We start from the raw sequence: 26,504 nt of genomic DNA, 5'->3' as shown, positions 1-26,504 counted from the left end.
GATGATTGCCGCCTTGGTCGCGGTCTTGCTCGTTGTTGGTCTCGCTAGTGCTGCGAGGCGTACCAGCGCGCGGCGTCGGCATGGTAAAGGCAGATAGGAAGAGGGGATTGGATGCTCGAATCGTCTGAGTTTTGCCGCGAGCGTGCTGCGGTCGAGCGCCAAGCAGCTTCGACAGCTACACTGCCTTTCGTTCGTCAGCGCCATATCGACTCGGCCGAAGGCTGGGAGCGCATGGCACAGCGAGGCGAGAAGCACGCGATGAGGGTGGCCGGCCGCTTGGCGCTCGAGTGAACACCGGTTGTGCCCGTCATTCGTCACAATACAAGCTGGCCGCGGTACCGATCAAAGCTGTGCTGCATTGAGGCACGATGCCACGCTTCCGCTTCACCATTCGTGATGACCAAGGTGAGGTCGGCAGCAAGGTTGTCGACCTACCGGATATTTCAGCCGCAAAGGCTCAGGCGGTTGAGGAAGCGAGCCGAACACTGGCGATCGTCGATGGCTCCTTCTGGGCAGACGGCCACTTGCAGATTGACGTGACGGACGGACGCGGCCTCAGCGTGGCGACTCTGATGATCAACGGCTTCGAGGCACCGGCCACCGGTACAAGCCGCGGGCTGAAGTAAGCAATTCAACCTAAACCGCTGACAGTCCGTGCATTTGGGTAATCTCGCCGCTGTAACTGGGCCGGGCCACCCGGCCGGGACGACGCCCCTGTAATCCTCCGCTTCGTATCCCCGGACATCGGCGCCAGGTACACCCAGTCACGCGGAGTTGGCGACGATCTTCTCGATGCGCTGAGCCAGGGCAAGGTGCTGCTGGGTGCTGGCTCCCGTGCCATGCTGCCTTGCGCTCGGGCTGCGACAAGCGATCGCATTAGCCATTACGCCGCCTGGCCGCGGAAGGCTATCGTGGCGAGGTGGTGAAGTCGTCAGCCTTCGCGAGCAGGGCTCGTCGGTGCGCCAGCAAACCAGCCTAAGCGGATGCAAAACGCTTTGACGTCGAGGGTACGCACCAGCCTTTATCGGCGAAATGATGAGGAGAGACAATTGTGGCTGAGAAAGCTGCGTTTATCCTCTTGGTTGAGGATGACCCTGACATAAGCGCCATCGCGGTCATGGCGTTGCATCTTGATCCAGGCTTCACGGTGACAGCCATGCGCACGGGCGCCGATGCGCTGCAGCATCTAGAGCGCTCACCCAAACCGGATCTCATCCTGGCTGATAACAACCTGCCGGACATGGAAGGGGTGGCCCTCGTCAAGGCCATCAAGGCTGCCATGAGCGAGGCACCACCGATCGCCTTTTTCACCGCGTCGGTACGATCGTCCGACATCGCGCGTTATACAGACGCGGGCGCGATCGGCACGATCGCCAAGCCGTTTGATCCGATCGGCTTGGCTGCTCAGGCCCGGGCGCTACTCTCTTCGACGTTTAGCTAACGGGTGACGTCGTTTTTCATCTGCGTAGGCAGGATCTTCATTCAGCACTCGCGCGCTAGGAGGATCGCGCATCAGCGGTGAGGGTACTGCAATGACCGATCGAGCCGATCAGGTGGAGGCCTTCGCCTCTGTCTTCGCGGAGTGCTTCGGGATTCGGGCGGTGGAAGTTGCGGAGCGCCAGCGCGAGCAAGCACGCGGTACGGTTCGAGCGCGATGGCAGCAGATCGTCGAGGTGCTTCCCGTGGCTGCGTTTTCACCAGCGTAACGCCAGATCCTGCTGAGCCTTCTGGTCTCTCGAGAGTGGTTCAGGGCGCGCGGGGGTGAACCGCTAGGCGCCGCGCTAGGTTCGATGGATCTGAGTTAAGCCGCGAGCCTGCGATCCACGGCCTGTCCGATCTCGTCCCACCGCTTAGCCGCAGCTAGATCGTGCGCGCGAATGGCCGCTATGATCTGATCAACTACCTGCTGCCTCGCGCGGGCTCCGTGGCGCGCGACAAGGGCAGCCGCCGTCTGTTCGATGTCATTGTCGTTTGAAAAGCGCACTCCGTGCAGATGGCGAGTGAGCGTGAGCGGCGCCACAGCAGACTTGATGAGCTGATCCCTTGCTGGGACGGTGCAATCCGGCGCCTAAGCCAGCGCGGCGCCGGCCCGCGCCGCAGAAGCTACAAACACTATGAGGTAGACTCGGCGACAGCCCCGGCGCGTCTCACCGGACCCCGTGGATCGCACATGCGCCGCCTTACCCTTTCTCCATGTGTGCTTCGGTCACGCCGCGATCGATGATGCCGTCCGATCGCCGGTCTACCGAGCTTGCCGCGGCCCGTTCAAGCCGAGTGGCTAGCCCTCTCGGCTACTGATAGCCGCCGTTCTCCTCGCGCTCTCGCGCGGCATCCTCTTGCACTTTCTCCATTTCCTCGGTCTCCTGCTCCGGTGCGGGGGCGGCATCGTCGCCGCTGCGATGGTCGGTCATCGACGTCTCCTCTGCGGCCAGGACGCAGCGCAGGCACGACATGTCCGCGACGGTCATGCCGACGTGGTGATTTCGCCTGCGGCGACCGCGATCATCGCTCTTCCTTGATCCGACAGACGATAGTGGCCGGGGCGCTCCCGCTCGAACCAGCCGTAGACGTTGCGCGACAGAATGGTGCCGGCGTCCTCCGCCAGGTGGCGCAGATCACGCGGCCGCGCCCCGGTGTCGCGCATCGCCGCCGCGCAGGCGAGCGCGCGCTGACGATAGGCGGTCATGATCGGCTGGCGCGATGAGCCTCCGGCAGTCGGATCGCCCTGACGCATGGTATGTTCTTTCACGAGCCGGCGACGCAGCGGTAGGTTGGGGCGCGGGCGATATGGCACGGGCTCGCAGAGCACCGCGACGAGGTCCAGACGCAGGTCGACAGCGAGCAATCCCACACCCAGCAGGCGGCACAGGCGTGTGACCCGCTGATCCTGGTCGCGGCCGCGGCGCGAGGCGGCCACAGCGAGATAGACGATATCGGCGCCGCGCATCCGGTCTACGGCCTGGAGCACCAGCTCGAGCGTGAACGACAGCTTGAGCTCCGCGACCACGATGAGCGGCGGCTCGCCAACGCGAAGCCCGACGGCGTCGCAGCCGCAGATCTCGCCCTTCACCGCGAAGCCTTGAGCCTCAAGGAACGTCTTCACTGGTTCGTACAACGCGGTCTCGCGCCAGTCGGTGGCATGTGGCGCGCGAGCCGTCCCGTCAGACCCGCTCATGCCGCACCGCGCACCGCGACGGCGAGATCGCTTCGGACCGGACCGACCGCGGCGACGAGTTCGCCGCCCTCGCTCTCGGCTCGGGTGCGGGTGACGATCGCTCCGGCGCGCGTGTCATAGCAGACGACGTCATAGGCGCCGTCGGCCAACCCCGGGACGTGCAGCACGGTGGCGCTCGCGTCGTGCCGCGGGGCAAGCGTGCCCTCCGCGTCGATCGCGTCGGTCCGTACGAGCCATGCGAGCGCCTGCCGCTCATCGCCGCAGCCGACCGTCGCCACCCCGCGATCGGCGCAGCGCAGCGCCGCGGAGAGATTGCGGCGACGAAAGGCGCTCCAGTCGATGAGTGGCAGGAAGTCCGCCAACCCTCGCTGTGCCACCCGCATCCCCCGCGTGAGAACATGCGGGTGGCGGTTGGGCCAGCGCATGCCACCGCCCGCGCCGCCGCTGGCGAGATGCGCCCATTGGATGTGGCGGAAATACTCGTCGTCGAAGGCGCTGGGCAGCGTCTGCTTGCGATCCTTGAAGCGGTGGATCGGGCCGTGCTCGGAGTCGAACACCGGGCGCGCGGGTCCGGCGTCGATCACCGCGGCGCGCATCAGCCGGGCAGCTGCGAGCGCCGGAGCGACGGTGTCGTGCGGGTTGTCGATCGTGCCATGCTCGTAGAGGTGGGTGTTGGCGAAATCGAGCGACCGATGGCGGAAGATCGGCTCCACCAGCGCGGGGAAGCGGATCAGCTCGGGGCCGAAGATCGAGACGGTCTGGAGATTGGCGTAACCGAGCCGGCTGCGCTCATGCGTGCGCAGCCATGTCGACAGGTCGTCGATGAAGGGAGCGATCGCGGCCGGGTCGTCGCCGCCGTGCGCCGGGTGGATCTCGTTCCACAAGTCCCAGGCGAACAGTGCGGGGCTGCCGCCCCAGCGGTCGCTCGCGAACGCCAGCCTCTGCTTGATCGCGCGTCGCGTCTCGGGACAGGTCAGCCACGTGTCGCGGCCGGCACACGGGCCGCCGTTCGCGCGAGCATAGGGATGCCGCTGCCAACGGATCCACATGAAGAAGGTGTCATAGGGCGTGAGCAGCACCCTCAGCCCGACGCGCTCGAGCAGGCGGAACAGGTCGTCCCACGCCCGCACCATGGCAGGGACGAACCGTCCGGCGGGACGTTCGAGATAGCGGTGCTCGCCATGACAATATTCCAGCATCAGCCGGATGCAGGTGACGCCGTGCGCGCGCAGCTCGAGCAGGTGCCGCTCGACCGCCGCGAGGTCGCGCCGCCGGAACAGTGGCGCGAGGTCGGGCCAGGTGATCGCGTCATTGTGCCCGATCGGCGTCCAGGATGCGCCGTCGTCGGTCGTGAAATAGGGTGAGCCGGGCACCACGCGGACGCGGGCCATCGCCGGGGCGAGCGAACCTAACGGAACATGCACCGGCGCCGGATAGCCAGTCCGGCATGCCGGCACCATCGCGAAATCACCGCGGTGGAGCGACGACGCGGCTTACTTGATGTGGCGCAATCACATTCTGCTGAAGCCGAGGCGGATCGATCGCTGGCCGCTCGGAACGGCGGACTCGACCACGTGGTCGCGCAACCACCGACGCATCGCCGTCGGCATAGCGCCACCTAGCGATCCCTCTCTCGAGCGGCACGTGGGCAACCTCCCTGTGCGATCGCGTCACACAGAAGGATGTCCGACGCAGGATCTTGCGATCCGGGTCAGCGTTAGGCTGCCGCTACATAGGAGCAAACGCATGGCCAGACTGGCAAAATTCACGATTGAGCCCGACGGCGATGGATATCTGCTGCACATCGAGGGCGACGACGGAGAGTCGCTCGAACTGGTCGCCTCGGTCGAGCAGCTCGATCTACTCGGCGAAGCGATCGACCAACTGCTGGAGCAGGAAGACGCCGACGCCGACGACGAATAGCGCCTCCTGACCCGGACGGCGCATCCAGCGCTCGCCCGAGTCCGAGGTGACGAGCTGCCGGATCGTCGCGGCGATCCGGCGCTTCACAGAGGTCTTTCAGCTCATCGCCGGGCCGAGCACCATCGTCGACGGCGAAGGGTCTCCTGCGGCCCCGCCCAGCGGACGGAGATCGCGGATAAGCTATCCGGCGCTGCCGTATTCTGGCCAGACTGCCTGCGAGAAGACGCCACCGTCGACCAGCAAGGTCTGCCCGGTGACGAAGGCGGACTCCGGTCCGGCGAGCCAGACCACCGCTGCGGCCACATCCTCTACCGTGCCGACGCGTCTCATCGGTGTGATCGGCGACCAGCGGCCCGCGTAATCATCCACTTCGGCGCGCGTGCGATCGGTCTCGATCGCGCCTGGCGCCACGCAATTGACGCGTATGCCATGCGGCCCCAGCTCGAGCGCCGACACCTTGGTGAGCTGCTCGATACCGCCCTTGGAGGCGGTGTAGTCGACCAGACGCGGGAAGGCGAGCAGATTGCAACCGGATCCCACGTTGATGATGGCGCCGCCTGTCCCGGCCGCGACCATCCGGCGGGCAGCCGCTTGAGTATGCAGGAAGCAGCCTTTGAGGTTGGTCCGGATCACGCGATCCCAGTCCTCCTCTTCGAGCTCCAGCAGCGGCGACCATGTCTGAACCCCGGCATTGTTGACGAGGACGTCAGGCGTTCCACCCCAGTCTGCGAGAGCGGCGTAGAAGGCGTCGACCTCGCGCTTCACCCCGACATCCGATCGGTGTGCCATGGCGCGCCTTCCCATGGCCTCGACCGCCAAGACGAGCGTCGCGGAGTGATCCTCCCCCGTGGTAAAGTTGAACGCGACGTCACAGCCCCGGCGCGCCAACGCCAGCACCATCTCTCGGCCGAGACCGTCATTGCCGCCGGTGACCACCGCCGTTCTGCCCGAACCTGACATTCACGCATCCTCCTCGAAGATCGTCGAATAAAGCCGTGAAGGGCCATCGGGCGAAGGTCAAATCTCCCGCGGGCGGATAAGCCACTCAGCCGGCGAGTGGAGCATGGGAGAAGATCTGGAGGAGCGAACGGCAGAAGCTGGTGCCGGGGCGGGCCGCTCGAAATGATTGATCGTCGGTGGCGTGAGCGCCACCTGCGCCGAACCCCCCTGCATGCGCCCGCTATCACGTGCGGCCATGTTCTGATGCCGCGGCGAGCAACGTTTCTGCCGCTCCGGCGGGCGTCGGCCGGCCGAACAGATAGCCTTGGGCATGGCCACAGTTCTGCGCGAGCAGATAGGTCGCCTGCTCCGGCTTCTCCACGCCTTCGGCCACCACCGCGATCCCGAGTTGGTTGGCCAAGCCCAGCACGGCGTTGACGATGGCGGCGTCACCTGAGTTCGTCAGGAGATCGGCGACAAAGCTGCGATCGATCTTGATGACGTCGACCGGGAATTCCCGCAGGTGCTTGAGCGAGGCATAGCCCGTGCCGAAGTCGTCGAGCGCGACGGTGACGCCGGCATCGTGGAATGCGGCCAGCGTGTCGCCGACACTGTCTGCTCCGCGGCCGAGGAAGACGGTCTCAGTCACCTCGAGCTCAAGGAACTCGGCGGGCAGGTCGTAACGGCCAAGCTGCCCCATGATGCGGTCGTACAGATCGTCGCGGCGGAACTCGGCAGGTGACAGGTTCAGCGCCACGCGCGTGGGCGGCAGGCCCATGTCGCGCCAGCGCGCGAGATCGGCACAGACCCGCTCGAGCATCCGCTCACCCAACGAGATCGCCGCGGTGAGATCGTCGAACGCGGCCGCGATCGTGTCGGGTCCCTGGATGCCCAGAGTGTCATGCCGCCAGCGCAGAAGCGCCTCGAACCCCGACAGCGTGCCGTCGCTCAGTCTCACCTTGGGTTGGTAGAACGGGATCACGCGATCATCGCGGGCGACCATCCGCGCGACCGAAAGCATCGACGTTCGGCGCTGCATGCTCGCCCGCATCTCGGGACGAAAGCGCGAGAGTTCTCCCCGCGCGCTTGCCTTGCCGGAATAGAGCGCGAGATCGGCCGTCTTCAGCAGATCACGCGCGCCGCGCCCATCCTGCGGATAAAAGGCCAAGCCCGCCGTCGCCTGGCAGGCGAGCGTGACCGAGTCGGTTGCGACGGGCGCGCGCAGCGCGCGCAATGCGGCTCGCAGGCGTTCCGTCGCAAGCTCTTGCGAGGCGGCCTCGAAGATCGCGGCGAACTCATCGCCGCCAAGGCGCGCGATCACAGCGTCTCCGCCCAGCGCCGCGACGAGCCGCTCCGCGACGGTCCTGAGTAGCAGGTCGCCGGCGTCGTGCCCGACCGTGTCGTTGGTCTCCTTCAGATGATCGACGTCGAACAGCGCGAGCGTGAGCACCGCGCCAGCCGGTCGATCGGCGCGGGCGATGGCCTCATCGAGGAGGCTGTTGAAAGCGGCTCGGTTGACCAGTCCGGTCAGAGGATCGTGCTCGGCCGCCCAACGCACGCGCTGCTCGGCGGTGAGCTGCTCGGTGACGTCGCGGACGGTGACGAGGACGCGCTCAATCCGACCATTCGCCGACTTCACTCGCCAACCACTGGTCTGCATCCAGCGCAGCGCACCGTCGTCGGCGCGGTGAATGCGGACGGTCAGCTCGAAGCGAGGGTGAGCGTCGCCGTGGCTGATCGAGTCGACGAGCTGCTGCAGGATGGATCGGTCTTCCGGAACGACCAGGGCGAGGGCAGTGGCAGGCTCCGCCGGCACCTCGGGAGCGAGACCGAGCATGGCACGGAATACGTCCGACCATAGACGTTTGCCGAGCAGGACATCATAGTCCCAGATACCGACGCCCGCCGCCTCCGCGGCTAAGCGGAAGCGTTCCTCGCTCGCTTGCAGGGCCGCCTCAGCCCGTTTCCGATCGTCGATGTCTTCGAGCGTGCCGAACCAGCCGAGCACCGCGCCCGAGCGATCCACCCGTGGTGAGGCACATGAGCGGAACCAGCGATGGCCGCCGGGCGTGCGTAGACGATAGTCGACGTCGACCGGTGAGCTGGTCTCGAGCGCCAAACGCCAGGCGTGCAGCGTCGGCTCGACATCGTCCGGATGAAGTGCGTGAAGCCAGCCGCTGTCCAGCGCCTCGGCGAGATCGATGCCGGTGACGTCGGTCCACCGGGCGCTGGCGGTCCGAATGGCGCCGCTCGCGTCCGCGCTCCAGCTGATGTGCCGAGCCATCTCGACACTGGTGCGGTAGTGATCTGCCTCTCGCTGAGCGGCGGCAAACGCCTCCAGCAGAGACCTAGAGGCTTTGGAAGGCCTTGAGGCGAGGTCGAGTTTCGATGTTGGCCGCCGCATCGAACCAGCTTTCCAGCCTGCGTTACCCTATACAGCCCGTCAGCGATCACCGCTTGGCGCTGAAGAAACCTGTAGGTAGCAACACTTTAGGCTTGGTTAGCGCAAGCCAGTCCAGCGAGAAAAAGCAGGCAAATCGATAGACATAGGTCTAGCGTGATCCCGGTTGTGAGGCGGCCAAGGGCGTCCTGCGCTGAAGGAGCAGCATACTGCGGACTTGGCGAAGAGGCAGCTCCGCGACGCGCCGGGTCACCGTAAGATCGACAGGCAACCGAAGCTGCGGAACCGGCGAGGCACCGCGGCGACCGCGGTTGGGTCGACGTTCGCATTCTAAAATTCTGGGCTATGTCGCGGCCTACCAGTGTCCGCCTGTCGCGCTGCGGGTCATTCCGATGGGCGTCGCCTACGCCCCATCACGACCGCCGGCCGGCGGACGGAACCTGATCACTCTGCCTTTCAAACGGCCGCTCGCGTGCCGGTTTGCACGCAGCGGTGTTACGACGTCTTGTACGCGCGTCCGGACTGGATCAGCCGCTGACGAGCGGTGTTGCCGGGCACCGCTATGTGGGTCGCCGGGTCGAATTCGTGCCCGGCGCCTGGAGCGTCGTTCGGCACCCAGAGTTCCACGACGGTGTTGGAGTAGCTCACCGGGAGGTAGCGCACCCAATAGCCATCCGGGTGATGGCTCCAACGGCCGCTCGGTACGTCCGAGCTGCCCTTGCCAGTGGGCGCTGCCCCGGCGAGCACGGCGACGCGTTCGAGTTCGCCGAAGCTGGTGCCGGGTGTCACCAGCATGCGACGCAGGTCCGCTTCTGCCTGCATCGCCTGCCGGATCTCGCGCGGCAGATTGTCGGCGATCGGCCCCTGCGACACCATGTCCATCACAGAGCGATTGAGCGCGGCGAGTTGGCGCGGCGGCAGCAGTTGCGCCGCGATCGCCTTGTGCTCCGTCGAGAGATCCTCCAGCTTCGCGCGGGCGACGATCGCCCAGAGAAGCGTCTGGATGTCGTGCTGCTCGATCTCGGGGTGCTGGACCGAGTTGCGCACGATCGTGATGACCGCGTCCTTGGCCGCACCGAGCGGCGGTGCGTAGAGATAGCCGTCTCCGCCGCCCGGCCCGTAGGTTCCGGCGTGAAGGCAGTAGCTCTGGTCGTGGAAGCTGTAGTAGCCCGGCTGGAGGATGAAGCCGCCGGCGGGCGTGCGCTGGAGCGCGGTCAACGGCTGCTTGGGTGCGGGTGGTGCGAACCCGTCCTTCGTCGGGTCTGCCCATCGCGCATCGGCAAGACTGGTCGATATCGGCTCCTTGCGCAGTGTCGGAAGGTTGATGCCGCCCGGCACCAGCTTCTTCAGCATGCCGAACTGACCACTCGCCGGCACCGCGAGCGTGGCGACCAATGAGGCGGTCACGGCACCGAGCAGAAAAGCGCGCAATTCCTGTCTCCCCCGAGAATTTTGGGTGCGGTCATTACGCTTGGACAACGCTCAGGGAAAGGGGCGGCGCGCTGAAGCGAGATCCTGACCGTCGACCCGATCACCCGAAGGTCGCACCGGCGATCGCGAGGGGCCTCGCGCCTCAGGCGAGCAGATCGGACTGCTTCGTAGCGCATCGACCGCCGTGGAGCGCATCCTCCCGTCGTCCAGGCGAGCTAACGATGCCGGTTCTGCTAAATCGCCGTGGCGCGAGGCGGCGGTAATTTACAATATTGATGAAAGCCGCGCTGATCCGATCACTGCCGCAGAATAGCGCTTGCTCAAGGCTGCGAAGACTGGATACCAGATAGATCATAACAAAGGGGCGGCGTAGATCGGCCCTCGCATCGGGGAGGATTGAAATGAAGGTTTCAGTCAAGGCGGCGCTGCTCGCCAGCGGGATGATCGTCGCGTTTCCAACCTTGGCGCAGGACATGCCGCAGACGGCGCCGCCCACGGCGGGGGCGCCGGTCACGAGCCCGTCCGGCACGGAGCAGGAGCCGACGCCCGTCGCGGCGCAGGTCGGACCGGGTGAGAGCGAGGCCGCTGACGAGATCGTCGTCACCGGCATTCGCGGCAGCCTCGCGTCGTCGGCGCGGATCAAGCGAGACGCGCAGCAGATCGTCGACACCATCTCGGCCGAGGACGTCGGCAAGTTCCCCGACGCCAACATCGCGGAATCCCTCCAGCGCATCACCGGCGTCGCGATCGACCGATCCGGCGGCGAGGGCCAGTTCATCACGGTGCGCGGGCTCGGGCCCGAGTTCAACACTGTCCTCGTCAACGGCCGCGTGATGGCGACCGACAATCCCGGGCGCGAGTTCTCGTTCGACGTGCTGTCGTCGAACATGATCCAGCGCACCGACGTGTTCAAGTCGAGCGTGCCCGAGCTGCAGGAAGGCGGCATCGGCGCCACCGTCAACGTCATCACGGCGCGCCCGCTCGATGGCCGCAGCGGCTTCCACGTCGCCGCCTCGGCGGGCGGCATCTACGACACGCTGCGCGAGAAGCTCAGCCCCGATTTCTCGGCGGTGACCTCGCTAACCAACGAGGCCAAGACGCTCGGCATCGTGCTCTCGGGATCTTACACCGATCGGCGCAGCCAGCTCGACTATATCCAGACCGATGGATGGTTGTTCGGCCCGCAGAACGTCGTCAACGGCAGCGCTACCTCCACCGGGCTGACGACGGGCGCGCTGGGCAACACCGGCGCCACCGTGAACGTGCCGCAGAACCTCGCCTTCGCGCGCCAGCTCGACCGCCGCCGTCGGATCAACCTGGCGGGCGCGGTCCAGGCGCAGGTGACCGACCAGCTGCTACTGACAGTCGACGGCATCTACTCCAAATTCGACGTGTTCACGCACCGGAACATCTTCGCCAACTTCTACTCGGCGCCCTATATCGGCTTGGAGCTCGACGATACCGCCTCGGCGATCGGCTTCAACCGGCCCGGGCAGCAGTTCCTCGCCGCCAACCCGCTGCTGGCGGACCGCGTGTCGCTCTCGCAGAACGACAACATCGTCAACAACAACGATCGCCGTACCGAGACCTACCAGGTAGGCGGCAACCTTAAGTGGAACCCGACCGAGGACGTCGAGGTTCGGCTCGACGCGTCGCGCACGCGCGCAACGCAGCGCAACCCCACCCAGTTCGTCGTCGTCGGCTCGCTCGCGCAGACCAGTCCGCGGTTCGACCTCAACGTCGGTGACCAGGTCCCCACCGCGTCCAACTTCGGCAACATCACCGATCCGTCGCTGATGCGCGCGCACTTCACCGGCATCGACGCCAATCGCGTGCGCGACACCAGCTCGGAATATCACATCGACACCGACTATAAGATCCACGACAGCGTGCTGCGCTCGGTGCGGATCGGCATGGCCTATTCGGACCGCACCAAGATCCGCCGCTTCTTCAGCAATTCCGACGGCAACTGCGCCTATTGCGGCTATGACATCCCGGTCGACCAGTCGCTGCTGTCGCCGTACACGCTCGACAACTTCCTCAAGGGCGTCTCCGGCGCGCAGAACGCGCCCGGGCAGTTCTTCACCTACGACACCGACGCGGTGATCGCCTTCCTCTCCGATCCCGCCAACCTCGCTCGCGCTCGTCAGGGCCGGACCGCGGCGGAGCAGGCCGCCGAGGCAGCGCGCCTGTTGGCGCTGCCGGGCGGTCCCTATGGCGTGCGCGAGAATGTCGGCAGCACAGCCAACGTCAACGAGCGGCTGCTCGCCGGCTATATCGCCATGTCCTTCGGCGGCGAGCGCTGGAGCGCCAACGCGGGCGTGCGCGTGGTGCGGACCCAGACCGTGTCGCGCGGCTTCGCCCAGCCGGTGATCAACATCACCAACACGCGCGGCGACGACACCTTGGTCTTCACCTACGGCGAGTCGACCCCGGTCTCGATCCGCAACAGCTACGTCAACGCGCTGCCGTCGGCGAACATCAAGTTCAACGTCACCGACAAGTTCATCGCGCGCGCGGCCTTCTCGCAGACCGTCACGCGGCCGACGCTGACCGATCTCGGCGTCGACAATTCCTATGGCGGCCGCGTGTCCGTGCCGCAGTCGAGCGGCGGCAACCCGACGCTAGAGCCGTTTAAGTCGACCAACTACGATGTCTCGCTCGAATATTACTTCAACTCGATCAGCTATCTCAGCGCCGGCGCCTTCTACAAGGACCTTAGCAACTTCCTCGAACTCCAGACGCTGCCGGTCGAGCGCTTCGGCCGCACCTTCCAGGACACGCGGACGCGCAACGGCCAGACCGGCTGGATCCGCGGCATCGAGGTAGGTGGGCAATATTCACTCGACTTCCTGCCCGGTCCTCTGTCCGGCTTCGGCGTCGCGGGCAACTACACCTATGTCGAGAGCAAGGCGGAGCGCGACGCCTCTCTCGCCGACTATGAGTGCGGCTACAACGGACTGTCGCCGCACTCGGCGAACGGCAGCGTGTTCTACGAGAAGTACGGCATCTCGGCGCGCGGCTCGTACAATTGGCGGTCCGAATACCTGCGCTCGTGCCGCTCGGACCAGGGTCGGCCCCGCAACCGGTCGAGCTACGGCCAGTTCGACTTCAACGTCGGCTACGACATTACGCCGAACGTCCAGATCTACGTCCAGGGCGTGAACGTCACCAACCAGCGGATCCACGAATGGTCCGCGATCGAAGAGCGCTTCCTGCTGCTCCAGGAGACCGGCGCGCGCTACAATTTCGGCGCGCGGCTGAAGTTCTGACCGCGGTCGGGGGCGACATGAGGAAGATGGCGCTCGCCGGCGCGCTGGCCGGCTGCCTCATGGCGGCGCCCACGATGGCGCAGGCGGGGCCGCCCGCGGCGACGGAGACGCGCCGCAGCGTCACCGTCGCCGGGCTCGAGCTGACCGTCGCGGGGGCGCTCGACGGCTTCGCGCTCTCGGTGCGCGCCGAGCCGATCGCGCCCGGCGTGGCGCGCGCGGTGCTGACCCTGACGCGCGCCACGCCGGCACCCCCGCCGCGGCTGACGATCCGCTGGTCGCAGCCCTCGGTGGATATGGCGGGGATGTGGACACCCGACGCGAGCCTGGGCCGGACGATCGTGCCCGATTTCGCGTCGACGCGGCTGCGCTCGACGCTCACCGCCGCGGCGCCCGTCCTGGCACTCTACGGTCGCGGCGAGCAGAACCGGCTCACCGTCGCGGTCGAGGAGGCGGTAACGCCGGTGCTGCTCGCGGCCAGGCTGCGCGAGGAGGATGTGCGCGTGTACGGCAGCGTCGAGCTGTTCAGCGAGCGCCACGCGCCGATCACGCGCTACACCACCAGCCTGCGCCTCGACACGCGCGCGATCCCCGTCGCGGACGCGCTCGGCGACGTCGCGGCCTGGTGGTCGCGCCAGCCCGGCAAGGTGCCCGTGCCCGCGCCTACGGCCGCGCGCGAGCCGCTCGATTCGACCTGGTACAGCTATCACCAGGCGGTCGACGAGGCGACGGTGCTGGCCGAAGCCGAGGCGGCGGCGCGTCATGGCTTCAAGGTGATGATCGTCGACGACGGTTGGCAGACCGGCGACACGAACCGCGGCTACGCGCATGCCGGCGACTGGCGCCCCGAGCGGCTGCGGCGCATGCGCGTCGTCACCGACGCGCTGCACGCGCGCGGGATGAAGGGGATGCTGTGGTTCTCGGTGCCGCTGGTCGGCGACGAGGCGGCGGTGCTGCCGCGCTTCCGCGGCAAGATCCTGCGGCGCTGGGCGGAGCAGCGCACCAACGTGCTCGACCCGCGCTACCCCGAGGTGCGCGCCTATCTGGTCGAGACCTTCCGCCGCGCGGTGCGCGACTGGGGCTGGGACGGGCTCAAGCTCGACTTCATTGACATGTTCAGCAGCGACGAGACGACCGTGCTCGACCGCGCCGACGGGCGCGATACCGCCTCCGTCTACGAGGCGGTCAACCGCCTGATGGTGGACGTGATGGCGGCGCTGCGCGCGGTCCGCCCCGATGTCATGATCGAGTTCCGCCAGCCTTATAGCGGGCCGGTGATCCGCACCTTCGGCAACATGCTGCGCGCCTCGGACGCGCCGAACGAGTCGATCCTCAACCGCCAGCGCATCGTCGACCTGCGCCTGCTCGCCGGCGCCACCCCGGTCCACGCCGACCCGATCGTGTGGCACCCCGACGAGCCCAGCGACACCGCCGCGCTCCAGCTGCTCGACACGCTGTTCGCGGTGCCGCAGGTATCGATGCGGCTCGACACGCTGACGCCCGCGCACGCCGCGATGCTGACGCACTATCTCGCTTACTGGCGCGCCAACCGTGCCGTGCTGCTTGACGGGCGCCTTCGTGCGGAAGGACTCAACGCGCAGTACGAGCTCGTCCGCGCCACGTCCGCCGACAAGCAGATCGTCGCCGCTTACGCCGATCGCGCCATCGCGCTGGACGAGCCGGTACGCGCGATCGACCTCGTCAACGCCACCGCGGCGTCGCGGCTGGTGGTGGAGGCGACGCGCGATCTCGGGCGCTACGAGGCGCGCGCCGTCGACGCGGAAGGGCGAGCGGTGTCGCGCACGCTGATCGACCTGACGCGCGGCGCGCATGTCGTCGCGGTGCCGCGGGCAGGGATCGTCGCTCTGGTGCGTCGACCGTGAGCGGCGCATCGCTGACAGCAACGCCGGGCATCACGTCCGACGCGGCGGCGACGTCGACCGACGCGACCGCGCCGGGCAAGAGCCACTATGTCGTGCTCGACGGGCTGCGCGGCGTCGCGGCACTGATGGTGGTCCTGTTCCACACGTTCGAGGCATATGCCGATGGTGACCCGACGCGGCAGATCATCAACCACGGCTACCTGGCGGTCGACTTCTTCTTTCTGCTCTCGGGCTTCGTCATCGCTTACGCCTATGACGACCGCTGGGGGCGGATGGGGAAGCGAGAGTTCTACCTGCGCCGGCTGATCCGGCTCCAGCCGATGGTGGTGCTGGGCAGCCTGGTGGGCGCAGCGCTCTTCTACCTCCAGGCGGGCGAGCTGTTCCCCCGGATCGCGGCGACGCCGGTGTGGCAGATGCTGCTGGTGATGCTGCTCGGCTGCACGCTGCTGCCGCTACCCAAGCAGTTCGATATCCGCGGCTGGGACGAGATCCACCCGCTCAACGGCCCGGCCTGGTCGCTGTTCTACGAATATGTCGCGAACATGGCCTATGCGCTGGTGCTGCGGCGGCTGTCGGCGCGCGCGCTGACCGTGTTCGCGGCGCTCGCGGCAGCGCTGCTGCTGGAGGTCGCGCTGCTCGGGCCACGCCGTGACCTGATCGGCGGTTGGTCGCTCGACGCCGCGGGCGTGCATGTCGGCTTCGCGCGGCTGTGCTACCCGTTCCTCGCCGGCATGCTGCTGATGCGTTCGGGTTGGCGGCTGCATCACCGGCATGCCTTCGCGATCAGCGCCGCGCTGCTGATCGTCGCGCTCGCCCTGCCGCGACTGGGTGATACGCCGCACCACTGGACGAACGGCCTGTACGATGCCGGCTGCGTGCTGCTGCTGTTCCCGCTCGTGGTCGCGCTCGGCGCCGGGGACAAGGCCGCGACGGGACGGAGCGTGCGGATCGCGCGCTTTTTCGGCGACCTGTCGTTCCCGCTCTACATCACGCATTACCCGCTGATCTACGTCTACACCGCCTGGGTAGTCGACCGGAAGGTGCCCCCGCGGATCGGCGTTCCGGTCGGTGCGGCGCTCGTGGTGGCGGCGGTGGCGATGGCCTATGCCAGCCTGAAGCTCTACGACGAGCCGATGCGGCGATGGTTGAGCAGTCGTCTACTACGTCACCTTGGCCGTTGACCGAAGTGGAGCCGACGCGGTCCGGCCGGATGAGAGTGTCAGCGATGAGTCTTAACGAGTGCACGAAATCAGCACACGCTCAGGATGTCTCGCGTGACGGCTCTCGGGTCAGCTCTTAGGTCGCCTCGACAAGCTCGATCACCCAATCTCCCGCCATTAGGCGCTCCGCTTGGGCTTGTGCCACCTCGATCACCTTCTCCTCGCGGTAGATCCGGACAATTTGGCTGTCCGCTGCGTCACGCGCAGATGTGCCAATCTCCTCTGCTCGTACAGCACGTTCCCGCAGCTCGATCCGGCCAGCTCGCGTGACCAGGTCGGTGACGTAGTCAGCAACATGCGGTCCGGTGGTGCATTGGGCGAGCAGCTGTCCACCGAAGCTGACGGGATTGACGATGATGGTCGCGCCTGCGTCACGGGCAAGTAGCTCGTTCTCGATAGCCGCGATCGACACGGCGATGCCCGCACGCGGAGCAAGTCGACGACAGGTGAGGACGATAAGAACGGCGGTGTCGTCCCGGCCCGGGCAGACAATGATGTTGCTGGCAGCCTCAACCTTCGCGATCTCGAGTACCCGATTGTGGGTCGCATCGCCCTCGACCGTTGCGACGCCCCACTCCTCGGCGAGCCGCAATCGGCCGCTATCCTCATCGACGACGACGATGCGCTGGGGAGAATGACCTCGTTCAAGCAACTCGCTGACTGCCGCTGAGCCCGATCTGCCATAGCCGCAAACGATGACGTGATCCTTCAACTCATGTCTGACGAGGCCCATGCGCCACCGCTCCCAGCCTTGCCTCAGCATGAAGCTATAGGCGCTACCCAGAAATATGAGGAACACGAAGATCCGAATAGGTGTGACGACGAACGTGTCGAACATGCGCGCAGAGTCGCTGACCGGTACGATGTCGCCGTACCCCACGGTCGTGACCGTGATCACGGTGAAATAGACGATGTCTAGGAAGCTGACCGACCTGTCCGTATTGTCCCTGAGCCCGTCCCGATCGACCCAGTGTCCGCCGAGCGCGATGCCGATGAGCACGAGCACCGCGACACCGCGGATCGCCAACGTCGTCAACGGACTCAGTCGTCCAGGACGGTAAAAGCGTGGGCGTATGTCTAGCACCGCGGACCGCGCCGCCATCCGACCTGGGATCAACGCCTGCGGTTTCGATCGGCGATGTCTCACTGAGCGAGGCCAGGAGCGGACTGGATCATACCGGCATTCTCGACGACGCCCTTTGCCACGCGCAAGGCTTTTCGTGCGGCGTGTATGGATGCTTCGGTCTGGTCGTGGTGCCGTCCCCGTCCAACGTACGCGTCACGAAGCCGCGGCGACGCCAGCCCGCGCGTCGGCGCATCGAGGAGGATGGTTCCGCACCGCGCCAGCCGCTTATGCCAACCTGCCTGGCGGCGAAGGCCAAGAACAGCGCTCGTCAGCACGGCGAAGCCCGCGATGTGGAGCACGTCCAATGCGGCGAACGGGCCAAGGATGGTGCCGCGGGCAACCGCCATGAAGGTCGCGACGAGGCCGGGCGGAACCATGATCAATGCGATAGCGGCGCCAGCCTAGCCTAGCCAACCCGCCGGTGTAGCTCGACGTGTGGGCCCTCAGCAATCAATCGGCCCGGCAGCACGAAGAGGATGATCCAGGACGAGGGGACGATCGCAGGGACGGGCGCATCGGCGCTCTCCGTTCCTGCGGCACGCTGTTCCCCAGCACGATCATGGCGGAGCCTGGATCAGGCCTCGCCGAACAGCTCGCGCTGGCTCTTCTCCAGCTCCTCACCGTAGCGCCTCCGCACGTGCGCCTCGGTCAGCAGGCCAAGCACTTTGCCGCCCTCGTCCACCACCGCCAGCTCCTCGCGCTGCGCCGCGTCGAAGCACGCCATCACCGCGCGGATGTCCGTCTCGGGGCGCAGCATGTCGCCTTGCCCCTGTGCCAGCGTGAACACCTGCGTGTCGTCGTCGATCGCGCCGTCATGCGCCGCGACGGGATCGACGATCCCGGCATAGCGGCCAGCCTCGTCGAGGACGATCACGCGCTTGGTCGAGCCGAGCGGGAAGCGGCGGCGGAACGCGGCGGCGCCGGTGCTGCCCGCGACCATATTGGGCTGGCGCCGCATCATGCGCCCGGCGGTCAGTGCCTTGACCCAGCCGACGTCGCGCGCGCTGCGGATCGTTTCGCCGCGCAGGTGCAGCCGCCACGTCGAGAAGGAATAACCGAAGAACTGGCGCACGATCGTCGACGAGACCAGGCTCGCCGCCAGCACCGCGCCGCTCAGGCTAAAATTCCCCGTCGCCTCGAGCACCAGCATCGTCATGGTGAAGGGCGCACCGATCACGGCGACCGCGAGCGCCGCCATCCCCACCATCGCGGCGTTGCCCGGGTTGAGCATCGACTCCCCCGCCATCCAGCCCAGCGCGCCGGCATAGAGATGGCCCACCAGCGTACCGAGGAACAGCGAGGCGAAGAATAGCCCACCGCGGAAGCCGAAACCGAGCGAGACGATCGAGGCCAGCGCCTTGGTCAGCAGGATCGTCGCCACGAAGGCGAGCGGCACTCCACCGGTGATGTCGAGGTGGAGTGCGCTATGTCCGGCGGAGAGCACCTGCGGCGACACCGCCGCCAGCCCCGCCAGAAGCGCGCCGCCGATCACCGGACGACTCCACCCCGGCAAGCGCGCGCGCGTCTGCGCCTCCACCGCCCCCACCGAGCGCATGATCGCGATGCCGATCAGCGCGCACAACACGCCAAGGACGCCGTAGATGAGGTATCCGAAGGTGTGGATCGTCGGCCCGCGCTCGACCGCGACGATATAGGGAGCGGTACCGAGTCGCTGCGCCACCTGCGATCCCGCCAGAGCAGCCGCGACGACCGGCGCGACCGCGGCCGGCGTGTAGGCGCCGATCACCACCTCGAAGGCGTAGAAGGCACCTGCCAAGGGTGCACCGAAGGCGGCGGCGATCGCCGCCCCCGCCCCCGAGCCTACCAGAGTGCGGACGTCGGCGCGGCGCAGCACCAGCCAACGCCCGCTCGCCGAGGCGATCAGCCCGCCGAGCTGCGCGTAGGCCGCCTCCAGCCCGACCGAGGCGCCGAAGCCGTTCGACAGGATCGTCTGCCCCGATACGATCGCGCTGTCGCGCGCGGAGAGCTGCCCGCCGTGCAGCGCATTGGCCTCGACCGCGTCGACTAACGAGCGGCGCCGCGCGCCGACGATCCGATTGAAAGCCACCAGCACCGCGCCGCCGAGCGGCAGCACGAGCAGCTGCCACCAGTCGAGCGCGGGTAGGCCGCTGAGCCGCAGGTCATCGGGCAGACGGTACAGCAGGTGCTGCAGCGCTCGCGCCAGCGCGCCCTGCACCACCGTGAGCAGCCCGGCGCCCATGCCGACGAGCACCGCAACCAGCACGAAGAGCAACTCGAATGAGCGCACGCGGGCGCCAAGCGAGCGCGACCAGGCCGGCCAGCGACGCAGACCGCGCGCGATCACGTGCGCTTAGGTGCGGGGCGAGACATGGCACCGCAGTGCCTGCACGCGACGCGCCTGTCACCTCCTCGCACGACGTTTACGGCAGATGACAAGACCACGAGTCTGAACGTTCGAGTCCGATAAGGGGGTGCCCCAAGCTCGCGCTCGGCCGCGGTGACCGTCGGCATCTAGGTTATCGCTCTATCAGGTGGCCGGACAGCTGCGCGGAACGGCTAGGAGGCTTGAACGCCGAGATGAATGAATGGGGTGGATGGCTCCCGCTCACGGCATCGAGGTGCCAAAGTGCGATGGCTGTCAGGCATTCGCGAGCATATGGGAGCCACCCGTTATCGAGATTAGCACGATCGGCCTTGATCTATGATCCGCTGAAGCTCGGCGCGGTGCCCGAGCCGGGGACGTGGATGAGCCTGATCGTGGGTATGGGGCTCGTCGGCATGATGCTGCGCCGGGCGCGTGCGGCGTCGAGGCTTAGGCGATCCGATACCGCGGCGAATAGCCCATTCTGCCGAGATGAAGGACGAGCCGACGTTGAAAACCGAGTCAGTTCGCCCAGATGCTCGATACTGGATTGCGAGGCGTCTTTCGCGAACCTGTTAGATCAACCCTCGTGAACATCGAGCAGCACGCGCAGCCGTTCGGCATCTTCGGGTGACGCGGGATTATAGATGATCATCCCCAGCTCCGGCCTGCCTTCGACAGCGAAGGAGGAGAACTCCATCGAGAGCAGCCCTGCGTCGGGGTGGTGGATCCGTTTCACGCCCTCTCCGTGAGCGACCACGTCGTTGTCCTGCCACAGGGCCGCAAATTCGGGGCTGATCCCGCATAGCTCCCCCACCAGCTTCGTGACCTCCGCGCTGGCACTCGCGCCTGCCCGCGCCACGTCGGCGCGAAAGGCGCCGACGACGAACCGAGCGATGCTCTCCCAGTCTTCGTTCCGCCTGCGAACATGGTCGCTGCCGAACATCAGGCGGAGAATGTTGCGTCCTTCACGCGGCAGCTTTGCATAGTCGGTCAGCAGCACCGCCGCCGCACGGTTCCAGCCCACGACATCCCACATCGCCGTTTTGATGATGGCCGGGCTCAACACCATTCCGTCCAGCACGCGCTGCAGCCGGGAAGTGATGCCGTCAACTGCCCGATAGCGCGCCTCGGGCAGACGCCCGAGGCCCAGCATGTACAGGTGCTCGCGCTCGGGTTCGGTCAGCATCAGCCCCTTGGCGATACGGTCGAGCACGTCTGCCGACGGCGCGCCGCCGCGGCCCTGTTCAAGCCACGTGTACCACGTCGGGCTGATATTGGCTCGGCTCGCCACCTCCTCACGTCGGAGGCCAGGCGTGCGGCGCCGACCGCCGCCGAACCCGAACGCCGCCGGATCGAGCCGGGTGCGACGATCGCGCAGATACGTACCGAGCTGGTTGGGCGCCTCGCTCGTCATGGTCGATCCTGTTGCAGCTTATACCCCTATAATCTCACTACTTTAACAGGATTCAACTGTCCGCGATATGCCGCTTCGACAAGAAGGAGGCCTATCATGCGTGTGTTCCTGACCGGTGCGACCGGCTTCATCGGCTCGCACATCATCCCCGAACTGCTCGGCCGCGGCCATCGGGTGCTCGGCCTGACGCGTTCCGACGCGGGCGCCCGCCAGCTCGAAGCGGCCGGCGTCGACGTCCACCGCGGCGACCTCGATGCCCCCGCGACGCTCGTAAGTGGCGTCCAGGCGAGCGATGCGGTGATCCACTGCGCGTTCGATCACAACTTCGAGAGGTTCGTCGAGAACACCAGAAAGGATGAGCGCAACATCGCCGCCATGGGTGAGGCGCTGGCCGGCACGCAGAAGCCCATCCTGATCACCTCGGGCGTCGGTATCGGCACTCCGCTCCATGGAGGTCCGGCGACCGAAGACGTGCTCAACCCTCGCCACGCCAATCCGCGCATCGCGACCGAGCTCGCTGGCGCGGCGTTGATCGCGCAGCGCATCGACGTGCGCACTATCCGCTTGCCGCAGGTGCACGACACCACCAAGGCGGGGCTTATCACGCCGTTGATCGCGGAGGCGCGCCGCGCCGGCGCGGTGGCCTATCTCGGCGAGGGACAGTCGCGCTGGTCGGCGGCGCACGTCAGCGATGTGGCGAGGCTGTACGTGCTGGCACTGGAGAAGGGCGAGCCGGGCGCGCGTTACCATGCATCGGTGGAGGAGGGCGTCGCCGCCCGCGCCATCGCAGAGGCGATTGGCAAGGGCGCCGGGCTTCCGGTCCGCTCGGTCGCGGCAGAGGAAGTGGAACACTATTTCGGCTGGATGACGCCCTTTGCAGGCCTCGACATGACCGCATCGAACGCTTGGACCTGCGCGCGGCTTGGGTGGGAGCCGAGCGGCCCCGATCTCCTGACGGATCTCGCCAAAATGGATCATGCGGCGCTCACCACCGGCTGATCGATCGCCGTTGCTCGCTGACTGACCGGATCGTGAGGTCGGCAAGCAACGACACCAGACGCGTGGTCAGGCGCATTCCCGGCCTGTTCACGGATGAACAAGTGGCTGGATACGAAGACGCGAGGATCGTGTCGGCTAACGGCTTCGAGAATGCCAGGCAGATGGCCCACTTGGTGCTCGATCCCTCACGGATCGCCGCGCGGGTCGTCTCAGGCGTGGGGTTCCTCGGTGCCGGGTCGATCCTGCTTCGCGGCAACACCGTGCGAGGGATAACGACGGCCGCCAGCATCTGGGCGGTAGCCCCACTTGGCCTTGCCGCAGGAGGCGGGCTCTACGCTGCTGCCGCGATCGCCACCGTCATCATCCTTGCCGGCCTCAAGCCGCTCGGGGGAGCGTGTCGAGCGCGTGTCCAAAGCTGCGTGATCCGCGCCGTGGCCGAAGGTGGCGCGCTGTGCAAGGAGCAGATCAGGAAGCTGTTGCGCGTGAGACGCGGGCAGGTCCGCAGGCTGCTGGTCACGCCGGTCGAGACGGATCAGGCAGCGTGGACGCATCACCTGACGCAAGTATCTCAGGCGGACATACGCGCTGGGGCAGGGCGCCTGCGGACGGTTCTCGTGTCGGCCGCTGAGAAGGCGATCCAGCCTTTTGGGCAGTCGCATCCTCTCATCCGGGCGAGAGTATATCGAAGGGCGCTGCGGGTTTCGCGTTGCGTTCGATCTTCAGCGGACGCGCCGCTCCCCTTGGAAAAGGGGAGCGGTCAGCCGATGATCAGAGCGTGGTAAGCACAACACCAACCACCAGCGCTTGCGCCGCGATCGCCAGCGCGGTGCTGGCGGCGGTCTCAAACATACGCATGGGGTAGTCTCCAAGGCCATATACCGGCCACGCGCTAAGTTAAGATTGTTTCCCTGATACGCAACAATCTGTCTCTGCAATCATGATTGCACAAGGTGCAACGAACCGGTTTGAGCACCGTACAAGTGACCCTTTCAGCGCTTGTGCCGCTAGCTGGTACGGCCGAAGGTAGGCGAGCGATGGGAGCGTCGGGACGGCTGCTTATGGGTCTTTGGCATCGCGTTGATTGGTGGCGCTTACTCTCCGCCATGCAGCTGAGCGACGAACGCCGCGACATTGTCTCCCAGCTCGGCGGTGGCATAGCCGCCTTCCATCACCGTCACGATCGCCAGTCCGCTCGCCGCGAGCCGTGCGGCCAGCGCGGTGAAGTCGTCGCGCGCGAAGGTGAAATGCGAGATCGGGTCGCCCACGTAGAGATCCGCGCCGAGCGACAGCACCAGCAGCCGCGCGCCGTAGCACGCGATCGCGTCGAGCGCGCGGTCCAGCGCGGGTTCGTAGCTCGCCCAGCCGGTGCCGCGCGGCAGCGGCAGGTTGAGCGTCGCACCGCGACCCGCGCCCGTGCCGGTCTCGTCGGCATGGCCCCAGTAGAAGGGATAGTCGGTCGCCGGATCGGCGTGGATCGAGACGAACAGCATCTCTGCGTCGGCGTAGAAGATGTCCTGCGTGCCGTTGCCATGGTGATAGTCGACGTCGAGGATCGCCACCGGGCCGAGCCCGCGGCGGCGCGCCTCGGCCGCCACGATCGCGGCGTTGTTGAGGTAGCAATAGCCGCCGAGATAGTCGCGCCCGGCATGGTGGCCGGGCGGGCGGCACAGCGCGAAGGCCCGCCGCGTTGCCCCCGCGGCGACCTCGTCGAGCGCGGTCAGCGCGGTCTGCGCCGACCAATAGGCTGCCTCCCACGTGCCCGCCGCGATCGGCGTGCCCGCGTCGTAGCTGAAGCGCCCGAGCCGCGCGTCGATCCGCGTCAGGTCGAGCGCGCGCCGCCCCACCACCGGCCAGGTATAGCCGATCGCGTCGCCCTGCCGCCGCGCGGCGATCCAGTCGTCGTGCGCGACGCGGAGGAAGGCGAGATAATCGGGGTCGTGCACCGCCGCGAGCGGCGCGATGCCGAAGTCACGCGCCGGCATCGTGGCGCCGAGCGCCGCCACGATCGACTCCGCGCGCGCGGGGCATTCGTTGTAGGCGATCCAGTCGCCGTTGTGCAGCTCGCGCGCGGGGGCGTGCGCCAGCTGGCGCCGGTCGAACACGATCGTCACGCGAGGCTCCCGTCGACGCAACCCTGCGCGAAGGCGTAGAGCCGCGCCATCTTGTGGTTGACCGAGTCGCGACCGGCGCTGCCCTGATGGCCGGCGGCGAGGTCGGTGAGCAGCAGCGCGGGCGCGCGCGCGGTCGAGGCGGCGCGGACTGCGGCGACCAGCTTGGCCGGCTCCCAGTAACCGACGCGATCGTCCTTGAGCCCGGCGGTGGTGAACAGCGGCGGGTAGGGCGCCGGCCGCACGTTCTCATAGGGCGAGATGCTCAGCATGTAGTCGTAGTCGGCGGCGCTCGACAGCGGGTCGCCCCAGTCGGGGCGGAACAGCGGCACCAAGGGATGGTCGGCGTCGCTCATCGTGTTGAGCATGTCGACGAAGGGCACGGTCGCGATTACCCCGGCCCAGAGCGTCGGCGCCAAGTTCATCGCGCCGCCCACCAGCAGCCCGCCCGCGGACAGGCCGTAGGACACGATCCGGTCGCGCGCGGCATGACCCGCTGCGGCGAGATGCTGCGCGCAGGCGACGAAGTCGGTGAAGCTGTTGCGCTTATGGTGGCGCCGCCCGTCGAGGAACCAGCGCCGGCCCTTCTCCGCGCCGCCGCGCACGTGCGCGATCGCGTAGGTCCAGCCCTGCTCCACCAGGACGGTCGGCGCGACGTCGAACAGCGCCTCGCTCGATACGCCATAGGCGCCATAGCCGTAGAGCAGCAGCGGGGCACGCCCGTCCGCGCGCGCGCCGCGGCGCGTCAGCAGCGTGATCGGCACGCGCGCGCCGTCGGGCGCGGTGGCGTAGAGCCGGCGCACGGTGAAGCGCGCGGGGTCGTAGCCGGCGAACCGCTGCGTCGCGATCGTCGTCACGCGCGCGCTCGCGAGGTCGACCGCGACCCAGCGCGGCGGTGCGGCGGGGGTCTCGATCGTGGCGCGACAGGTCGGTGCGGCATAATCCTGCTCACCCGGCACGGTCAGCGCATAAGCGTCGCCGGCGAAGGTGACCTCACGCGCGGCGGCACCGGGAGCGAGGAGCATGAGCCGAGGCAGCGTGTCGCGGCGCTCGACCCAGGCCAGCGCGCGACGAAACGGCACCAGCTGGAGGATCTGCGTGCCGGCGCGGTGCGGCACCAACGTGTCGATCTCGGCGAAGCTGCGGCGATCCAGCCGGGCGACGCGTCCGTCGATCGCCTGCTCGTCCTCGATCAGCGCGATCAGCGCGCCGTCCCATTCATCGATCGCGTAGCGACGCCCGGGCGCGCGCGGGCGGACCAGCGCGGGGGCGCGCTCCTCCGCCTCGGCGGCGACGAGCCGCACCTCGCTCGTGTCCGGGCCCGAGAGCGTGATCGCGACGAAGCCGTCTGCCGCGGTGCGCGCGATCGCCATGAAGATCGCGGGATCGTCCTCTTCGTAGACCAACACGCGCTCGCCGCCGGTCACCGGCGTGCGATACACCCGCGTCGGCCGGTTGCGCGCGTCGCGCCAAATCCAGAACAGCCACCGTGACGAGGGCGAGAACACCAGTCCGCCATAGCCATAGGCGTCGGTGTCGACGACGACGCGCACCGCGCTGCTGGCAAGGTCGCGCACGCACAGCCGGTGCCGGTCGTTGCCGCCGACGTCCTCGGCCCAGGCGTAGAGGCGTCCGTCCGGGCTGACCTGCTGCCCGGTGGTGCGGTAATAGGCCTGTCCGGGCGCGCGCTCGTTCTCGTCGAGCAGCAGCTCGACCGCGCCCGTGTCGGCGCGGCGGCGGGTGTAGCGCGGGTGCGGGCCCGCGCTGTCGTCGACGCTGTAGGTCCAGCCGCCGCGCGTGACGTCGGGTTCGCCGCCGTCCAGCGGCGAGCGCGCGTCGAGCGCGGCGAGGAAGCGGCGCTCCGCGGCCACGACGCGGTCGAGCACGGCGCCGGCATAAGCGTTCTCGGCGAGCAGATGGTCGCGGATCGCGGGCGGCATCGTCGCGATGTCGCGCTGCCCGTGGGGCGGGACGTATTTGAGCCAGGCGTAGGGATCGTCGCGCGTCCGCCCGAGCTGGTGCCGCAGCAGCGGCACGCGCGGCGTCACGGGCGGCATCGGCAGAGCGGCGCCCGCAGCGCGCGCCGGACCCTCGCTCGCGGCGAGCAGTGCCGTCGCACCGGCGCCGACGAGGAAGCGCCGCCGCGCGCGATCGGTCGGAGAAGAGGGCATGACGGTCAAGGATCCTCGCGCGCTGCGTCGTCGCCGACGCTAGGGCCAGGCCGGCACGTGCCGCAATCGCACGCGACCGAATGGCCCGATCGCGACGG

At 67.5% G+C, this 26,504-nt stretch carries 21 protein-coding genes; 9 read left to right on the top strand and 12 right to left on the bottom strand.

Annotated elements, in window-relative coordinates; all coding sequences use genetic code 11:
* The first annotated feature begins 368 nt into the window (after positions 1-368).
* Both FHY02_RS15345 and FHY02_RS15340 read left to right on the top strand, forming a co-directional pair.
* A complete protein-coding gene (locus FHY02_RS15345; protein ID WP_183923646.1) occupies positions 369-626 on the top strand; it encodes a DUF6894 family protein in 258 nt (85 codons plus the stop codon).
* A 425-nt stretch (positions 627-1,051) separates the two neighbouring features.
* The gene (locus tag FHY02_RS15340; protein ID WP_183923644.1) at positions 1,052-1,441 is read left to right on the top strand and encodes a response regulator; all 390 of its coding nucleotides are present in this window, start codon (positions 1,052-1,054) and stop codon (positions 1,439-1,441) included.
* Positions 1,442-2,291: 850 nt separating this feature from the next.
* Here the strand turns inward: FHY02_RS15340 and FHY02_RS15335 are convergent.
* The 3 genes from FHY02_RS15335 to FHY02_RS15325 all read right to left on the bottom strand — a co-directional run bounded on the left by FHY02_RS15335 (position 2,292) and on the right by FHY02_RS15325 (position 4,566).
* Positions 2,292-2,468, bottom strand: a complete 177-nt coding sequence (locus tag FHY02_RS15335) for a hypothetical protein (protein WP_183923643.1) — start codon at positions 2,466-2,468, stop codon at positions 2,292-2,294.
* Positions 2,465-3,070 carry a DUF2161 family putative PD-(D/E)XK-type phosphodiesterase gene (locus FHY02_RS15330; protein ID WP_221198666.1) on the bottom strand — a complete coding sequence of 202 codons (606 nt, stop codon included), beginning with the start codon at positions 3,068-3,070 and terminating at the stop codon, positions 2,465-2,467. Before FHY02_RS15330 ends, FHY02_RS15335 begins: the two co-directional genes overlap by 4 nt.
* A 101-nt stretch (positions 3,071-3,171) precedes the next feature.
* A complete protein-coding gene (locus FHY02_RS15325) occupies positions 3,172-4,566 on the bottom strand; it encodes a hypothetical protein (protein WP_183923639.1) in 1,395 nt (464 codons plus the stop codon).
* Positions 4,567-4,921: 355 nt separating this feature from the next.
* Here FHY02_RS15325 and FHY02_RS15320 point away from each other — a divergent pair, with 355 nt between their 5' ends.
* Positions 4,922-5,098 (top strand): hypothetical protein, encoded by a 177-nt coding sequence (locus FHY02_RS15320; RefSeq protein ID WP_183923638.1) that lies wholly within the window; start codon positions 4,922-4,924, stop codon positions 5,096-5,098.
* 180 nt (positions 5,099-5,278) lie between these two features.
* Here the strand turns inward: FHY02_RS15320 and FHY02_RS15315 are convergent, their stop codons facing one another.
* The 3 genes from FHY02_RS15315 to FHY02_RS15305 all read right to left on the bottom strand — a co-directional run bounded on the left by FHY02_RS15315 (position 5,279) and on the right by FHY02_RS15305 (position 9,869).
* Complete coding sequence (locus tag FHY02_RS15315; RefSeq protein ID WP_183923636.1) at positions 5,279-6,058, bottom strand: SDR family NAD(P)-dependent oxidoreductase; 780 nt, start codon at positions 6,056-6,058, stop codon at positions 5,279-5,281.
* 223 nt (positions 6,059-6,281) lie between these two features.
* Positions 6,282-8,441: a bifunctional diguanylate cyclase/phosphodiesterase gene (locus tag FHY02_RS15310; protein ID WP_260172911.1), complete on the bottom strand. Its 2,160-nt coding sequence runs from the start codon at positions 8,439-8,441 to the stop codon at positions 6,282-6,284.
* A gap of 492 nt (positions 8,442-8,933) precedes the next feature.
* On the bottom strand, positions 8,934-9,869 hold the full coding sequence (locus tag FHY02_RS15305) for a hypothetical protein (RefSeq protein ID WP_183923632.1): 936 nt from the start codon (positions 9,867-9,869) through the stop codon (positions 8,934-8,936).
* Between the two features lie 401 nt (positions 9,870-10,270).
* Between FHY02_RS15305 and FHY02_RS15300 the strand changes: the two genes are divergently transcribed.
* The 3 genes from FHY02_RS15300 to FHY02_RS15290 are packed head-to-tail and all read left to right on the top strand — an operon-like array spanning position 10,271 to position 16,202.
* Positions 10,271-13,141, top strand: coding sequence for a TonB-dependent receptor (locus tag FHY02_RS15300; protein ID WP_183923630.1), 2,871 nt, complete (start codon positions 10,271-10,273; stop codon positions 13,139-13,141).
* Between the two features lie 17 nt (positions 13,142-13,158).
* Positions 13,159-15,021 carry a glycoside hydrolase family 36 protein gene (locus FHY02_RS15295; protein ID WP_183923628.1) on the top strand — a complete coding sequence of 621 codons (1,863 nt, stop codon included), beginning with the start codon at positions 13,159-13,161 and terminating at the stop codon, positions 15,019-15,021.
* A complete protein-coding gene (locus FHY02_RS15290; protein ID WP_221190255.1) occupies positions 15,018-16,202 on the top strand; it encodes an acyltransferase in 1,185 nt (394 codons plus the stop codon). Before FHY02_RS15295 ends, FHY02_RS15290 begins: the two co-directional genes overlap by 4 nt.
* A 115-nt stretch (positions 16,203-16,317) precedes the next feature.
* On the opposite strand, the gene FHY02_RS15285 is transcribed toward FHY02_RS15290, so the two are convergent.
* The 3 genes from FHY02_RS15285 to FHY02_RS15275 form a co-directional block, all read right to left on the bottom strand.
* On the bottom strand, positions 16,318-17,277 hold the full coding sequence (locus FHY02_RS15285; protein ID WP_260172910.1) for a TrkA family potassium uptake protein: 960 nt from the start codon (positions 17,275-17,277) through the stop codon (positions 16,318-16,320).
* Positions 17,278-17,384: 107 nt separating this feature from the next.
* Positions 17,385-17,744, bottom strand: coding sequence for a hypothetical protein (locus tag FHY02_RS15280; RefSeq protein WP_183923624.1), 360 nt, complete (start codon positions 17,742-17,744; stop codon positions 17,385-17,387).
* 197 nt (positions 17,745-17,941) lie between these two features.
* Positions 17,942-19,693, bottom strand: a complete 1,752-nt coding sequence (locus tag FHY02_RS15275; RefSeq protein WP_311731852.1) for a chloride channel protein — start codon at positions 19,691-19,693, stop codon at positions 17,942-17,944.
* 233 nt (positions 19,694-19,926) lie between these two features.
* On the opposite strand from FHY02_RS15275, the gene FHY02_RS15270 reads away from it, so the two are divergent.
* Entirely contained in the window at positions 19,927-20,304 is a 378-nt protein-coding gene (locus tag FHY02_RS15270) for a PEP-CTERM sorting domain-containing protein (RefSeq protein WP_183923751.1), read from the top strand.
* Here FHY02_RS15270 and FHY02_RS15265 read toward each other — a convergent pair.
* Positions 20,292-21,128 carry a helix-turn-helix transcriptional regulator gene (locus FHY02_RS15265; RefSeq protein ID WP_183923622.1) on the bottom strand — a complete coding sequence of 279 codons (837 nt, stop codon included), beginning with the start codon at positions 21,126-21,128 and terminating at the stop codon, positions 20,292-20,294. The two genes, FHY02_RS15270 and FHY02_RS15265, sit on opposite strands and share 13 nt — an antisense overlap.
* A 96-nt stretch (positions 21,129-21,224) precedes the next feature.
* Here FHY02_RS15265 and FHY02_RS15260 point away from each other — a divergent pair, with 96 nt between their 5' ends.
* Positions 21,225-22,127: an SDR family oxidoreductase gene (locus FHY02_RS15260; protein ID WP_183923620.1), complete on the top strand. Its 903-nt coding sequence runs from the start codon at positions 21,225-21,227 to the stop codon at positions 22,125-22,127.
* A gap of 62 nt (positions 22,128-22,189) precedes the next feature.
* The gene (locus FHY02_RS15255; protein ID WP_311731851.1) at positions 22,190-22,909 is read left to right on the top strand and encodes an MgtC/SapB family protein; all 720 of its coding nucleotides are present in this window, start codon (positions 22,190-22,192) and stop codon (positions 22,907-22,909) included.
* 309 nt (positions 22,910-23,218) lie between these two features.
* Here FHY02_RS15255 and FHY02_RS15250 read toward each other — a convergent pair whose 3' ends face one another.
* Both FHY02_RS15250 and FHY02_RS15245 read right to left on the bottom strand, forming a co-directional pair.
* A complete protein-coding gene (locus tag FHY02_RS15250; protein ID WP_183923617.1) occupies positions 23,219-24,238 on the bottom strand; it encodes a histone deacetylase family protein in 1,020 nt (339 codons plus the stop codon).
* Positions 24,235-26,406, bottom strand: a complete 2,172-nt coding sequence (locus FHY02_RS15245; RefSeq protein ID WP_221198664.1) for a prolyl oligopeptidase family serine peptidase — start codon at positions 26,404-26,406, stop codon at positions 24,235-24,237. The genes FHY02_RS15250 and FHY02_RS15245 overlap by 4 nt, the downstream gene beginning before the upstream one ends.
* Positions 26,407-26,504 lie beyond the last annotated feature (98 nt).

Source organism: Sphingomonas sp. BK069 (genome assembly GCF_014193405.1).
Classification (GTDB): domain Bacteria; phylum Pseudomonadota; class Alphaproteobacteria; order Sphingomonadales; family Sphingomonadaceae; genus Sphingomonas.
The sequence above is the reverse complement of the archived record's forward strand: the minus strand, read 5'-3'. Positions and strand labels throughout refer to the sequence as shown.

Coding starts and splice junctions, on each gene's coding strand:
- FHY02_RS15325 (WP_183923639.1), bottom strand. CDS start 4,566: ATGGCCCGCGTCCGCGTGGTGCCCGGCTCACCCTATTTCACGACCGAC.
- FHY02_RS15265 (WP_183923622.1), bottom strand. CDS start 21,128: ATGACGAGCGAGGCGCCCAACCAGCTCGGTACGTATCTGCGCGATCGT.
- FHY02_RS15345 (WP_183923646.1), top strand. CDS start 369: ATGCCACGCTTCCGCTTCACCATTCGTGATGACCAAGGTGAGGTCGGC.
- FHY02_RS15335 (WP_183923643.1), bottom strand. CDS start 2,468: ATGACCGTCGCGGACATGTCGTGCCTGCGCTGCGTCCTGGCCGCAGAG.
- FHY02_RS15320 (WP_183923638.1), top strand. CDS start 4,922: ATGGCCAGACTGGCAAAATTCACGATTGAGCCCGACGGCGATGGATAT.
- FHY02_RS15310 (WP_260172911.1), bottom strand. CDS start 8,441: ATGCGGCGGCCAACATCGAAACTCGACCTCGCCTCAAGGCCTTCCAAA.
- FHY02_RS15260 (WP_183923620.1), top strand. CDS start 21,225: ATGCGTGTGTTCCTGACCGGTGCGACCGGCTTCATCGGCTCGCACATC.
- FHY02_RS15245 (WP_221198664.1), bottom strand. CDS start 26,406: ATGCCCTCTTCTCCGACCGATCGCGCGCGGCGGCGCTTCCTCGTCGGC.
- FHY02_RS15270 (WP_183923751.1), top strand. CDS start 19,927: ATGAATGAATGGGGTGGATGGCTCCCGCTCACGGCATCGAGGTGCCAA.
- FHY02_RS15280 (WP_183923624.1), bottom strand. CDS start 17,744: ATGGTTCCGCCCGGCCTCGTCGCGACCTTCATGGCGGTTGCCCGCGGC.
- FHY02_RS15300 (WP_183923630.1), top strand. CDS start 10,271: ATGAAGGTTTCAGTCAAGGCGGCGCTGCTCGCCAGCGGGATGATCGTC.
- FHY02_RS15315 (WP_183923636.1), bottom strand. CDS start 6,058: ATGTCAGGTTCGGGCAGAACGGCGGTGGTCACCGGCGGCAATGACGGT.
- FHY02_RS15295 (WP_183923628.1), top strand. CDS start 13,159: ATGAGGAAGATGGCGCTCGCCGGCGCGCTGGCCGGCTGCCTCATGGCG.